This window comes from Sphingobium sp. TomMM15 (assembly GCF_055397045.1).
In genome coordinates, this window is the sequence record NZ_AP027314.1 from 2,399,920 (window position 1) to 2,412,690 (window position 12,771).

Here is a 12,771-nt window from a genome sequence, read left to right on the forward strand (position 1 = left end):
GTCCGCGTCCTCCTTCCGCCCAGCGAAGAAGAAGAGGAGGACGGAGCTGCCATGGACACCATCTCCATCCTCACCCTGCGCCTGTCCGAAGCCATCGGCCTGTACATGATCGTCGTCGGCATCGGCGGGCTGATCGCACCGTCCCGCTGGCGCGCGATGATGGACGATCTGGAACGCTCGCCCGGCCTCGTCATGACGCTCGGCTTCCCCCTCTTCGTCGTCGGCACAGCTCTCGTCCTCGTCCACAGCATCTGGACCGATCCGCTGGCCGTCATCGTCAGCCTGATCGGCTATGTTGCACTGATAGAGGGCGCCCTGCTGCTCGCCATCCCTGCGCCGCTCATCAGGATCGGCCGCTGGTCCCTCAACTTCACTCGCGCCTGGGCCGCTGTCAGCATCGTCCTGGGCATCCTCCTCTTCCTCGCGGGCCTCACCGGCCGCGCAACCGTCATCGCCTGAAAGGAACCACCACCATGGCCGACATTCCCGCCCGCACCGAAATGCGAGTCACCACCGGCCCCATTCGGGGTAGCCGTAAAATCCATGTCGGCCCGCTCAAGGTCGCCATGCGCGAGATTGACCTGGAACCCGGCAGCGGCGAGCCGCCCGTTCGCGTCTACGATACCTCCGGCCCCTACACCGATCCCAATGCGCGCATCGACATCATGGCGGGCCTGCCCACGCTGCGCCGCGACTGGATCGTTGGTCGGGGCGATGTGGAAGAATATGACGCCCGCGCCATCCAGCCGGAAGATAATGGCCTCAAAGGCCCCGACCGCAGCGGCGGCGTCCAGCCTTTCCCCCATGTCGTGAAGCGCCCACTGCGGGCCAAGCCCGGCATGAACGTCTCCCAGATGCATTATGCCCGTCGCGGCATCATCACGCCGGAGATGGAATATGTCGCCGAGCGGGAGAATCTGGGCCGTGCACGTCTCGCCGAATATGTCCGCGACGGGCAGGACTGGGGCGCGGAAATCCCCGATTATGTGACGCCGGAGTTCGTCCGCGACGAGGTCGCCCGTGGCCGCGCCATCATCCCCAACAACATCAACCACCCTGAAACCGAGCCGATGGCGATCGGCCGCAACTTCCTGGTGAAGATCAACGCCAATATCGGCAATTCGGCGGTCGCCTCCGACGTGGCGAGCGAAGTCGACAAGCTGGTCTGGTCGATCCGCTGGGGCGCGGACACGGTGATGGACCTCTCGACCGGCCGCAACATCCACGACACCCGCGAATGGATCATGCGCAATTCGCCGGTGCCGATCGGCACAGTGCCCATCTATCAGGCGCTGGAAAAGGTCGGCGGCATTGCCGAGGAACTGACCTGGGAGATCTTCCGCGACACGCTGATCGAGCAGGCCGAGCAGGGCGTCGACTATTTCACCATCCATGCGGGCGTGCGCCTCGCCTACATCCCGATGACCGCCAAGCGCGTCACCGGCATCGTCTCGCGCGGCGGGTCGATCATGGCGAAATGGTGCCTCAGCCATCATAAGGAAAGCTTCCTCTACGAGCATTTCGATGAGATCACCGAAATCTGCAAAGCCTATGACATCGCCTATTCGCTGGGCGACGGCCTGCGCCCCGGATCGATCGCCGATGCCAATGACGAAGCGCAGTTCAGCGAACTCTACACGCTGGGCGAACTCACCAAGCGCGCCTGGGAACAGGATGTGCAGGTGATGATCGAAGGGCCGGGCCATGTGCCCATGCACAAGATCAAGCAGAATATGGACAAGCAGCTTGAGGCGTGCGGCGAAGCCCCCTTCTACACATTGGGGCCGCTAACCACCGACATCGCGCCGGGCTACGACCATATCACCAGCGGTATCGGCGCCGCGATGATCGGTTGGTACGGCACGGCCATGCTCTGCTACGTCACGCCCAAGGAGCATCTGGGATTGCCCGACCGCGATGACGTGAAGGTCGGCGTCGTCACCTACAAGCTCGCCGCCCACGCTGCCGATCTGGCGAAGGGCCACCCCGCCGCCAAGGTCCGCGACGACGCGCTCTCCCGCGCCCGCTTCGAATTCCGCTGGCGCGACCAGTTCAACCTGTCGCTCGATCCTGACACGGCGGAGAAATATCACGACCAGACCCTGCCCGCCGAGGGCGCGAAGACCGCGCATTTCTGCTCCATGTGCGGCCCCAAATTCTGCTCGATGAAGATCACGCAGGAGGTTCGCGACTTCGCAGCGAAGCAGAACCAACCCGCCGACTCATTCATCGCGGCCGAAGATGCGGAAAAAGGAATGGCCGAAATGAGCGAGACGTTCAAAAACAAGGGGGGTGAGATTTACCTGCCAGCTTCGGAATAATCCAACCAAGCTCCTGAAATATCATAGGCTGTAGAGGGCGGGCGGGGTTATACCTTCTGATATACCCCGCCATAGCAGTGCGGTCGGCCCGACCTAGATGGTAGCCTCCCTCAACCCTGAAAAAGAGGAGGCTACCCTTGGCTGAGGAACCCACCATTTTGGCTGCGACCGAAGACCGGCGCCGCTTTCTGAAAACCTGCGGCCGCTTCGCTGCGACCGTTCCCCCAGCGATGACGATCATGTTGTCGACCTCCCTGTCGTCACAGGCAATCGCGGCATCGGGCGGCGGCGGCGGCGGCGGCCCCAAGGGCAATAATGGTGTCGGCAACGGCCCCGATCCCCAGCCCCCGGGCAACCCGCCGATCAATGACGGCCCTGGCACCAGCCCCGGCAATCCGGGCAACAAGGGCGGCAAACACTGAACGCCAAGGTTCAGCTGATTGATGGCGAATGGGCGGAGCGCCCTGACGGGGCGGAATTGATGCTGCGCCTTACACCCGGGACTTCGATGACCTTCATCGGCGATCAGCCGGTGATCGTTTCGCAGTCCCGGCACGCCATTTATGAACTGAACCAGATAGCAGGCTATATCGGATGTCGCCTCGAGGACGGCGTGTCCCTGTCGCAACTCGCGCAGGAAGTCGCCGACCGGGGCGTCGATCAGGTCGCGTCCATGCTCGACACGGTACTGGCGGAATGGTCCCACTCCGGGCTGGTCCACGCCACTGTCCGACCGCCCGCATCCGCGCCCCTCCTGACGCAATCCATATCGCTCGGCAGTCGCGCCCTCACGCTGCGCTATCATGACGAGGCGCTGGTACGGCATGTGGCGCCGCTTTTCGCCCATCTTCAAATGGACACGGCCTCAACGCCGCCCTCCACCATCTATCATCTCTGGCAAAGCAACGGGCTTTGCCTCTTCAGCCGTGATGCGGGCGATGCCTCCGTCCTGCAACTCCCTCAGGCCGCCACCCTGGTCAAGGCGCGGATCATCCAGGACATCATCGATGATCCCCGCTGGAACCTGGCGCTGCATGCAGCCTGCGTCAGCCGCAACGGAAAGGCGCTCCTGCTGACCGGACCGCCGGGGGCGGGGAAGACGACCCTGACCTCGTGGCTGGTCGGCAGCGGCTTTGCCTATCACGGCGATGACATCAGCATGCTGGGACCCGACGGCCATGTGCTGGGCCTTCCCTTTCTGCCAACCGTAAAATCGGGCGCCTGGCCGATGATGGCCGCGCGCTATCCGGGGCAACTCCAGCCGCTGATCCACTGGCGGCCCGATGGGCGGCGGGTGCGTTACCTCGCCTTGTCGCCGCCTTCGGGGCAAGCGCCCCTGCCGGTTGGCTGGATCTTGAAGCTGCGGCGGACGAAGGGCGCGCCCGCGCGCCTGATCCCGCAACATCCCACGGCACTGGTCAAGCATCTGCTATCCGAAGCCGCCTCATGCAGCGGAGAGGCCAGCCGCCCCGCTATCGACAGCCTGATCCGCGCCGTCGGCGGCGCCCGGACCTACGAACTGGAATATGACGATCTGGATGAAGCGGCCGCGCTGCTGGGAGCATTTTGTGATCCGGCTTGATCACCTCAATGGCCTCTTGTCCTGCCTGCGCGGCCAAACACCCTCGCATGCCGATTGGCCCCGCATCATTGCCCTCGCCAACAAAACCTTGTGCAGCCCCGCCGTGGCCGCGCGGCTTAGAAAAGCCGGACGCTTTCCCGCGCTGCCATCGGACGTCGCGACATTTTTCGCCGAGATGGAAAAACGTAATGGCGACCGTAACGATCGTATCATGGCGCAACTGGACGAAGCTGCCGCGACCATGAACGCGGCCGGTGTGTTGCCGATCCTGCTGAAGGGCACGGCATGGCTGGCCCATGCGCCACCGGACGAGCGTGCCGCCCGGATGCTGGCGGACATCGACCTGATGGTGCCCGCCGATCGTTTCCTGCCCATGATCGATCAACTGCGTGGCATTGGCTACTGCCCCGATATGCCCGATCCCCAGCCCGGCGTGCCCGTTGTCCTCTCGCGCCCGCAGGATACGGCGACGATCGACCTTCACTCCGATTATGGCAGCATCAACACGCTCTCCTATAGCTTTGATGACCTGGCGCAAAATGCCGCCCTGCTGGAACTGGCGGGCGGGATCGTCCTGCTGCCATCTCCGGTCGCGTGCACCGCGATATTGCTGCTGCATGACCAGTTGAAGGGCAGGGACTATCTGCGCGGTCGGATCGACCTGCGCCATCTGCTGGACATGCAATCCTTCGCCAGCCGTTTCCAGCAGGATGATTGGGATGAGCTGAACCGGCATTTCCAGTCCGGCTATGCGCGCAACGCGATGCGCACCCAATTGCTCACGGCGCGCAAGTTGCTTGGCATGGAAGTGCCACGCGCCCTGACGCGGGGAATCCGCGCGCGGCTCCAATATATACGGCGCCTGGCCCAGTTGCGTTGGCCGGGTCTGGCGCCCTTTCTGACCTTCCTGTCGCTCCTCGATCCCAGTTATATCCTTGCCCGCCGCGCCGCCCGAAGGACGCTGCTCGATGGCGAGCCGATCGCGGCCTCCGGACTGCCCAGGCGTGAAAGCCTGGAACGGCTGTTCATCCGCAACGAACTGGGGAAAATATAGGAAAGGCCCTGCTGTCCTTTCACCATTTGGACGTACTCCCTCCGCCACAGCCCCCAGAACCGTCAATTGGACTAAGAGGGGGGCACCCTGATCAGAAGGGAGGAGGGCTGCCAATGGGACAAGCCATTTCACGCAGGACATTTTCCTTCGGATCGGCGGCAGCCCTGCTTTCGGCGCCAACCATAAGCCAAGGCCAGGCAACATCCCTATCCAGCATAACCCTTATTAAGGGCGGCATCCCCCGCCCGCTGGTCATACCGGATCAGCCGCTAGATTGCGTGGTCTATGCCGCGCGGGAACTCGCCGCGCATCTCGCGAAGGCCACCGGCACGCTGCCCCAGATCATCCCGGAACACGTAGCGTGGGGGCAAAGCAGGTCAGGAGGTTTCTTCTTTCTGGGTGATACCGCCATTGCACGCGCATCGATCGATCTCAGCAGCCTCGCCCCTGAAGCCTGCGTCCTTCGCACGATTGGAGGAAATTTCTGTGTAGCGGGGCGCGATGGCCCTGGCGACCCGCTGGACCCCGATGTCACCGCAGGCACGCTGTTTGGCGTTTATCATTTTCTGCAAAACTACATGAAGGTCCGCTGGCTTTGGCCCGGAGATCTGGGGACTATGGTGCCGAAAACGGCATCCCTCATCGTGCCGAGCCTCGACGAGGTCGTCACTCCCCATTTGATGCAGCGTCATGTTCGCCTGTTCAAGCCGGCCAAGATTGACCGTCCCGAACTCGGCTTTTCCACCACGGCGGGGGCGGACTACCGTGCGGAGGAGCGCATATTCATCAGACGCCACCGGATGGGCCGCCGCCAGCACATTGGCTATGGCCATGCCTTTGGCGACTGGTGGGCCAAGTATGGCGATCAGCACCCCGAATGGTTCCAGCTCGTCGATGGACGGCGCGGGCCGGTAAAGCCGGGCGCCCGCTTTTCGATGTCGATCGCCGACCCCGGTCTACACCAACAGATCGTCACCCTCTGGCGCGAGAAGGGCGGCGTCAGACGAGGGGCAAGCTTCATCAACGCGGTCGAAAATGACATGCCCGGGCTCTGCGAATGCGCGCTTTGTCGCGCTCTCGATAGCCCTCCACCGCCCGACTATCTGACATTCATTCCACCCCAATCGAAAATGGCCCGCCATCCTTTCGTGACGGATCGGTATGCGCGCTCCTGGCTCGAAATCCAGCGCCTCGCGGCGCGGGATAATCCCGACGTCACGGTCGTGGGCTACGCCTATTTCAACTATTTCGCGCCGCCGACCTCTGGCGTGCGGCTGAACAAGAACATCCTCGTCGGCTTCTGTCCCTCGTCATGGTTCTACCCGCGCGCGGCGGCGGTGCAGGAGTGGATGAAGGAGCAGTGGCGCGGCTGGGCAAACACTGGTGCGCGCATCTTTCTGCGCACGAACCATTTCCTCGATGGCTATTGCATGCCGTTCATCTTCGCCCACCAGTTTGCGGACGAATTCCGGAACGCGGCCACAAACGGCCTGGTGGGCACCGATTTTGATTCCCTCACCGGGCAATGGGCGACCCAAGGCCCGACGCTCTACCTGCTGATGCGTATTCAGTCTCAGCCGGACGCAGATGCCAATGCGTTGCTGGCGGAATATTATGCCTGCTTCGGCCCCGCCGCTGCGGACGTGAGGGCCTATTTCGAGCATTGGGAAAACTACACGATGAACCTCAGCGGAAGGCTGGAGCCGACCTTCGCCCAATTGAAGGCGTCGCGCTGGAAAAGCTGGGCCAGGGCAGCGGCCATCGTCTATCCGGAAGGAAGCTTTGCAGCCGGGCAAAAACTTCTGTCCAGAGCCGCGCAATCTGCGGCGCATGATCCGCAAGCGGCTGAGCGGGTGAACTTCCTGCAACTGGGGCTGGAACATGCGCGGCTCTGCTGCCGGGCGGCTAGTGAGCGCAGTGCGGGCGGGGTGCAGAAGTCCGAAGCGGCCGGGCAGGCGGCCGATGCCCTTATCCAGTTCCGGCGGAAGCACGAACGCCTGTGGATCGCAAATTTCGATCATTGCGCCTGGGTCGAGGGTGAGAGCTGGAATTGACCTGTGCGAATGTGCGTGAAGGCGCTGCTTTACAATGCATGCGGCGGCAATTAGCCCAGAGCCGTGATGAAGCTCTTCGTGCCCGTCGCTGCCCTTTTTACGCTTCTGGCGAATGGGGCGGCGGCGCGGGACTATTGTCCCGATCGCCCCGGCTTGGACACGCCGCCCTGTACCCTTGAACCGGGCGCGTTATCGGTGGAAACATCGGCCGTCGACTGGACGCATGACCCATCGCCGGACTCGGTAAGCGATACCATTTTGTTGGGCGACGTCGCACTGCGCTATGGCATCGCGGAGCATGCCGAGCTGCGCCTGGGCTGGACCGCCGCCGGCATCGTCCGCACCCGCGATCGCCGAACCGGCGACGTCCAACGGCAATCAGGCTCAGGCGACGTCAGCATCGGGATCAAGCGCAACCTGATCGACCCCGATGGACACGATCTGTCGGTCGCTCTTCTGCCCTGGATCAGCGTACCGACGGGCGGCAGTGCGATTGGCGTGGGTGATGGGGGCGGCGGTGTGCAACTTCCCATCAACGTGCCCGTGGCGGAGAAGCTTTCCCTGCTGCTCACGCCGGAGATAGACGCAGCCGTGGACAGCGACCGAAAGGGGCGGCATCTGGCCTATGGTTCGGCGGGTGGCATCAATTTCTCCGCTAGTCCGGTGTTCAACCTTGCCGTTGAGGGTGCCGTGATGCGCGACGATGATGCAGGGAGAATGAGCACGCAGGCCGTCGCGAGCCTTTCCGCCGCACTGATGGTTGGCAAGGCTGCTCAGGTCGATATCGGCTCCGAATTCGGTCTCAATCACGACACGCCTGAAAGGCGCATCTATGTCGGTCTCGCCCGGCGCTTTTGATAGAGGACGCCATGGAAGTCGAACTGAATGCAGAGGCGAAGGACAAGCGGCTTAATCGCATGGTCGCGATCACGGTCGTCATCTTCTCCATCTTCACGGGCCTGTGCAACATCAAGGATGGCAACATAGTCCAGGCCATGCAGCAGGCTCAGTCCAACGCAGTAGACAGCTGGAATGAATATCAGGCGGCCAAGACAAAATTGCATATCAGCCAGACCAGCCGCAGTCAGATTGTCCTTCTGGCCGACACGCCTCATCGGCAGGCGCTGTCGAAACGCACCGTCGATGCGCTTGATGCCAGCATCGCGAAATATATCCGGGAAGTGCCTGTTTTGGCTCGGCAAGCAAGAGCCGATTCCGCCTTTTATGATGGCCTCAACGTCCATGACGACCAATTCGACGCGAGCGAGGCAATGATTTCCACCGCCATATCACTCGCCGCCGTCGCCGCGCTGGTGGAAAGCGCCTGGCTGCTCGGCGTCGGCTGGATGTTCGGCGCGTTCGGAATGTTCCTGGGCCTGTGCGGCTTTGCCGGTTGGGCGTTTCACCCGGACATACTCAGCCATTTCCTTGGCTGATCCCGCGCCGATCCGGCTCTCAGTTCATCAGGCTCGCATAGCGCGCGGGTGGGATCGGCAAGGTGAATCGGGCGACAGTGCCCGACAGAATAACCAGCGCAATCACCAGCGCGGCCCACCTTTTCCCGCGAACGGCTTCGTCGCGTCGCCACAGGATGATCCAGCCTAGCGCCGTCGCCAGCATCGCCCAGAGATGATAACGAAGGTCGGACGATATGCTGAGCAGGATGAAGCTCGCTTCCTGAAAGAGCGTCGAAACGAAGAGGGCCGTTGCGAGTTCGCGCTGCGCTCCCTCGGGCCGACACCAGCAGTTCCACAACCCCCACAATGCCGCGACGACCCAGAAGATCGGCCACGCCACAGGCGCTTCGGTCAGCAATCCAGCCACCCCCTGCCACCGCGTCGCCATGAACGAGGGATTGGGGAAACCCAGGTCATTGGGCTCTGATCGGGCGGGCGGTGCGGCCAGCGGCCAATGCAGGGGCACCAGCCAGCGCTCTGTCGAATTCAGATGGCCAAGCCGGTGCGCGATATAGGCGTAGGGATGCGCAATGACAGCCTTGGCAAACTGCCCATAAAGCTGACCGAGGGGCATCTTGTCCCATGGCCGGATTGCGGACGCGCAAAAGGCGTTTTCACCCAGCGGATCCCAGAACAGCGGCTTGACGCAATGATGCGCCGCGAGCGTCCGGATTGCTTGAGCAGAGATGCCTGTCGCCGGGTCGCCCGTCCGAACGGCAATAGCTGCAAGATCATATATGGGCTGGCTGCTGCGCACCCCACTGTCCCGCGCACCCAGCAGGCTGTGGTTGATCGGTTGGGAAAGGAGCAGGACCACGGGAATGGCGGCGATCATCGCGGCGAGGCGGAAAAATTCGTTCCGGGGACGCGGCACCAGCAGAAACGCCAGCGGGACGGTCGAGAATGCGCCGTTCGCGCGAACCAGCGTGGCATAGATCAGGCACAGGATGACGATGACGAAGGCAAATGGCGGGATGGGCCGGTCGCGCAGGCGGAACGTGGCAATCAGGCCAAGGGGAAGGGTTAGCGCGCCCACGAGCTGACTGTCCTTGACCACGATGGCGAGCCAGCCGAGCAGAAGCGGTGTCGCGCCCATGGCGAGCAGGGCGACGGTCTTTCGCTGGCCAAGTGCCCGGCCGAGCAGCCCGATCCCGATCCAGTAACCGGCCATTTGAATTATGAACATCGGCGCGGTGCTTGGTCGGGCGAAGGACAGCACGGCCCAGAGGCGAGCCATGATGGGAGGATGCCAGTCGTCGTAACTCTGGCTCAAAACCTGCCGATATTGAACGATCGAGTCATATTCGGCGATCCCCGGCCAGAAAAGCAGCAGGGACGCGAGGAGTAGGGCGCAGGCGGCGAGGATCGGCCAATGGGATGAGGCCGAAGTCACCTGCTGCGACCCTGCGGTGGTGGGCATGTCCTGTGCTTCCATCATCTGGGCATGTGCCGGAGGATTTGGGCCACCAGAAATGGCGCGTTGCGTTCGAAATGATGCCCGCCGGGCACCGTGACGACCGTTGCTATGCCCCGTGGGATGTCAGGACAGGCGCTGTCGGTTTCCAGATTGCCCCGGATGCATAGCATCGGCACGCCGCGCAGCCGCGTTATGGCGGGAATGGTCGGGTAGGCGCCTGTCGAACTCATGTTCAGCCAGTTGCTCAGATGGAACTGGAAATCCGCCGTTCCGCTGAGGCCGAGCAACGCCATTCCCTTCACTTGCGATCGCACGGGCCGGGCCAGATGCCCCGCAATATAGGGCAATACATCCGCACCAAAGCTGTAGCCGACCAGCAAGACCTTGGGGCGATCCCAATGTTGCGAATAGCTCCGGATGATGGAGGCGAGATCGGCGGCGGCACCGGCCGGGGTGCGTTCGCTCCAGAAATAAGACAGGCTATCCACTCCCACGACCCGTACCCCTGCCTTTGCGAGTTCCGCGGCAACACCCTTGTCCAGGCCGACCCATCCGCCGTCCCCGGAATAGATCACCGCCATCCTGTCGGTGCGCCGCGCGGCGGGATCGTCAACGATGGTGATCGGCAGGTTCGCAGGCATTGGCACAAGATTTTGCGAAGATCCTGGCGCGGCATACCGGGCCGCAAGGAATGGCTTCACTTGCGCCGCGAGTTGCGCATCGAGACTGAAATGCGGATCAAGCCCGACCGCCGTGGCGCCACGATATTGTGCGAAGTCAGCGGCCTGCGCATCTGCGCCATTCCTATTCAAACTGATCCAGGGGGAAGCCAGACGGACCACGGGGGCGATCGTCCGGCCAGCGTGAGAGTATGTGCGGGCCGTTAGCGAGAGCATGGCCGACTTGCACCAATGGGTCCGGCCCGGCAGAAATGGACGAAACCCAGCCGTGACCACCGCGCGATAGGCCCCATCCGGTCCCGTGACGAGCGTGGCATAGGCGAACGTGGCTCCCAGCCCTCGCCCCACCAGCACTGGTTTCATATACATGGGCACGCCGAGCCGGTGCTGAATTTCGCGCGCCAGCGGAACGATGGCATAGTTCGGATTGATGCAGGTCTTCTGCAAATCGAGCGCGTGCAGGAAGACGGGGGTCGAAATGCCGGTGACCAGCGAGCCTCGGCCGTCAGTCGATCGGCGAGCGTGCGGTCATCCTTCGTCCAACCCCTTGCATCAGATAGCAGGATGACCAGCCCTCGCGGCGACGTCTTGCTCCGGAACACTGCCACCCTTCCCAACAGGGCCGAGAAATGAGCCCAGTCCGATCGAACCGACGTTGTTGGCGAAGGCCGATGGATCACGGCCGCCGCTCGTCCGAAATCCGTCAGGATCAGGGGTGAAGCGACCAGAAACAACAAGAGTCGGCCAGCGCCCGATCGGCTAATTTTTTCTGACCGCGTCTCCATCTTATCGCCATCCAGCCGCCCGCCACCATCGGTAGCGCTTCGCCGCAGCCTGAGCAATGTGGCGACTGTCCCATCCATAGCCCTTGCTACGCCCACTGCCAAAGCCCGCTTGAAGCCCAGGCTGTGACCCAAGGAATCTCAGCGCGGGGAATCGGCCGGAAAGAAGGGCGCGGATCTGTTGTTCAATCCTACCTCAAGCCTCGCGGGGAGGGGGGGCATCCATCCGCAAACGGCGCAGAGCAGCACGGCATCATGCGGGGCGCCCCCAAGGGGGTGAATTCTGCCTGCTGTGAAGACTGTTTGGTGCAGTGGGCAGTCTGGAGCGAACGCGTCTCTTCCCTGCTTTTCCCTGATGTCGCCCCAAATTCCGGTTCTGCTTCTGGAAGGAATGAGCGAGGCCGACCGCAAGGCCTATGTCATTGCCGTCAACAGGCTGGCGGAGCTCGCTGGCTGGGACCGCGAGCTGCTGGCCTGGAGCTGGGCGATCTGTCAGCGCTGGTGCCAGACTTCGACTTTGACGCCATCGGCTTTGAAATCGCGAAGGTTGAAGCGCTGCTGAACGAGGCGAATCCGAAGGAGGTAACCGAAGACGCCGTTGAGGAGCCGGAGCGGAAGGCTCCGCCTGTCACGCGCAAGGGGGGATATCCCACCTGCCGAAGCCGAAGAGCAATATTATGCCGTGCTGGACGACGTATTCATGGCTGCGTAACTTAAACCAAATAGCCTCCGGCAAACCCGCATCAGTTCAATCACCCTTTCCCATCGGTTCCGATTGCGGCGCCTGTGGCGTGCGAGCCAATCGTTATAGGGCGCCCAGTGATTTGGCTCAGATGGCAAAGATCTTCATCAGCGCCTTGTCGTCGCGCACCAGGGGATGATTGAGCAGGATTTCCACCTGGCGGAAGCCGCGCTGTTCGGTGAGCGAAATAACGCGACACAGTTTTTCGAACTCGTCGTCGCTGTCGATCACCTTCTGCGTGTCGAGGTCATCAATGCTGGTGCGGAATATGATTTCCACGAAGCGATCGATGTGGAGCGGCATCGTGCCTCCGTAGTTCGAACCAACGACGAAACATGAGATAATGCGTGCGTTCGTCGGCACGATGCTTTCGACCGCAGAGATACACCGCCGCGAACGAATACGGCGGGTGGCTGACGTTACCTTGCATGTTGCAACGCCGCACCTACCCGCTGCACCCCAGGCATCGTCGGCCACTTCGAATTCAGATACTCGACCTGACCAGTTCTTAATCTATATCAATATTAATGGGAATTTTGAAGACGGGTTGTGTGGAAGTACAATATTAAAATCGTAATAACTCAGCAATGGAATGTTAATCTATAATAAAATGTTATTGAAGAAACGGGGGAACTTTCATTTATCATCATCGTTTCCCGATATAGCTCCCTGCCAGGGAGGA

At 62.1% G+C, this 12,771-nt stretch carries 12 protein-coding genes; 9 read left to right on the forward strand and 3 right to left on the reverse strand.

Annotated features, from left to right (window positions below; all coding sequences use genetic code 11):
• The first annotated feature begins 51 nt into the window (after window positions 1-51).
• From ACZ51H_RS11955 to ACZ51H_RS11990, 8 genes are all read left to right on the forward strand, one after another.
• The gene (locus ACZ51H_RS11955) at window positions 52-459 is read left to right on the forward strand and encodes a DUF2065 family protein (protein ID WP_464801961.1); all 408 of its coding nucleotides are present in this window, start codon (window positions 52-54) and stop codon (window positions 457-459) included.
• Window positions 460-473: 14 nt separating this feature from the next.
• Entirely contained in the window at window positions 474-2,321 is a 1,848-nt protein-coding gene (gene thiC / locus ACZ51H_RS11960; protein ID WP_464801962.1) for a phosphomethylpyrimidine synthase ThiC, read from the forward strand.
• A 137-nt stretch (window positions 2,322-2,458) separates the two neighbouring features.
• Window positions 2,459-2,743, forward strand: a complete 285-nt coding sequence (locus tag ACZ51H_RS11965) for a hypothetical protein (RefSeq protein WP_464801963.1) — start codon at window positions 2,459-2,461, stop codon at window positions 2,741-2,743.
• 59 nt (window positions 2,744-2,802) lie between these two features.
• Window positions 2,803-3,903, forward strand: coding sequence for a hypothetical protein (locus ACZ51H_RS11970; RefSeq protein ID WP_464801964.1), 1,101 nt, complete (start codon window positions 2,803-2,805; stop codon window positions 3,901-3,903).
• Window positions 3,890-4,957, forward strand: a complete 1,068-nt coding sequence (locus ACZ51H_RS11975) for a nucleotidyltransferase family protein (protein ID WP_464801965.1) — start codon at window positions 3,890-3,892, stop codon at window positions 4,955-4,957. Before ACZ51H_RS11970 ends, ACZ51H_RS11975 begins: the two co-directional genes overlap by 14 nt.
• A 113-nt stretch (window positions 4,958-5,070) precedes the next feature.
• Window positions 5,071-7,011 carry a DUF4838 domain-containing protein gene (locus ACZ51H_RS11980; RefSeq protein WP_464801966.1) on the forward strand — a complete coding sequence of 647 codons (1,941 nt, stop codon included), beginning with the start codon at window positions 5,071-5,073 and terminating at the stop codon, window positions 7,009-7,011.
• 66 nt (window positions 7,012-7,077) lie between these two features.
• A complete protein-coding gene (locus ACZ51H_RS11985; protein WP_464801967.1) occupies window positions 7,078-7,869 on the forward strand; it encodes a transporter in 792 nt (263 codons plus the stop codon).
• 11 nt (window positions 7,870-7,880) lie between these two features.
• Window positions 7,881-8,447 carry a DUF4337 domain-containing protein gene (locus ACZ51H_RS11990; RefSeq protein ID WP_464801968.1) on the forward strand — a complete coding sequence of 189 codons (567 nt, stop codon included), beginning with the start codon at window positions 7,881-7,883 and terminating at the stop codon, window positions 8,445-8,447.
• Between the two features lie 19 nt (window positions 8,448-8,466).
• On the opposite strand, the gene ACZ51H_RS11995 is transcribed toward ACZ51H_RS11990, so the two are convergent.
• Entirely contained in the window at window positions 8,467-9,888 is a 1,422-nt protein-coding gene (locus ACZ51H_RS11995) for a hypothetical protein (protein WP_464801969.1), read from the reverse strand.
• A 14-nt stretch (window positions 9,889-9,902) separates the two neighbouring features.
• Complete coding sequence (locus ACZ51H_RS12000; protein ID WP_464801970.1) at window positions 9,903-11,012, reverse strand: AcvB/VirJ family lysyl-phosphatidylglycerol hydrolase; 1,110 nt, start codon at window positions 11,010-11,012, stop codon at window positions 9,903-9,905.
• A gap of 726 nt (window positions 11,013-11,738) precedes the next feature.
• Between ACZ51H_RS12000 and ACZ51H_RS12005 the strand changes: the two genes are divergently transcribed.
• Window positions 11,739-11,909: a hypothetical protein gene (locus ACZ51H_RS12005; protein WP_464801971.1), complete on the forward strand. Its 171-nt coding sequence runs from the start codon at window positions 11,739-11,741 to the stop codon at window positions 11,907-11,909.
• 267 nt (window positions 11,910-12,176) lie between these two features.
• Here ACZ51H_RS12005 and ACZ51H_RS12010 read toward each other — a convergent pair whose 3' ends face one another.
• A complete protein-coding gene (locus tag ACZ51H_RS12010) occupies window positions 12,177-12,566 on the reverse strand; it encodes a hypothetical protein (protein ID WP_449470746.1) in 390 nt (129 codons plus the stop codon).
• Between the last annotated feature and the right edge of the window lie 205 nt (window positions 12,567-12,771).

What these genes read in the sequence shown, in the direction of transcription:
- ACZ51H_RS11955 (WP_464801961.1), top strand. Translation starts at nt 52, where the DNA reads ATGGACACCATCTCCATCCTCACCCTGCGCCTGTCCGAAGCCATCGGC.
- thiC (WP_464801962.1), top strand. Translation starts at nt 474, where the DNA reads ATGGCCGACATTCCCGCCCGCACCGAAATGCGAGTCACCACCGGCCCC.
- ACZ51H_RS11970 (WP_464801964.1), top strand. Translation starts at nt 2,803, where the DNA reads ATGCTGCGCCTTACACCCGGGACTTCGATGACCTTCATCGGCGATCAG.
- ACZ51H_RS11980 (WP_464801966.1), top strand. Translation starts at nt 5,071, where the DNA reads ATGGGACAAGCCATTTCACGCAGGACATTTTCCTTCGGATCGGCGGCA.
- ACZ51H_RS11985 (WP_464801967.1), top strand. Translation starts at nt 7,078, where the DNA reads ATGAAGCTCTTCGTGCCCGTCGCTGCCCTTTTTACGCTTCTGGCGAAT.
- ACZ51H_RS11990 (WP_464801968.1), top strand. Translation starts at nt 7,881, where the DNA reads ATGGAAGTCGAACTGAATGCAGAGGCGAAGGACAAGCGGCTTAATCGC.
- ACZ51H_RS11995 (WP_464801969.1), bottom strand. Translation starts at nt 9,888, where the DNA reads ATGCCCACCACCGCAGGGTCGCAGCAGGTGACTTCGGCCTCATCCCAT.
- ACZ51H_RS12005 (WP_464801971.1), top strand. Translation starts at nt 11,739, where the DNA reads ATGAGCGAGGCCGACCGCAAGGCCTATGTCATTGCCGTCAACAGGCTG.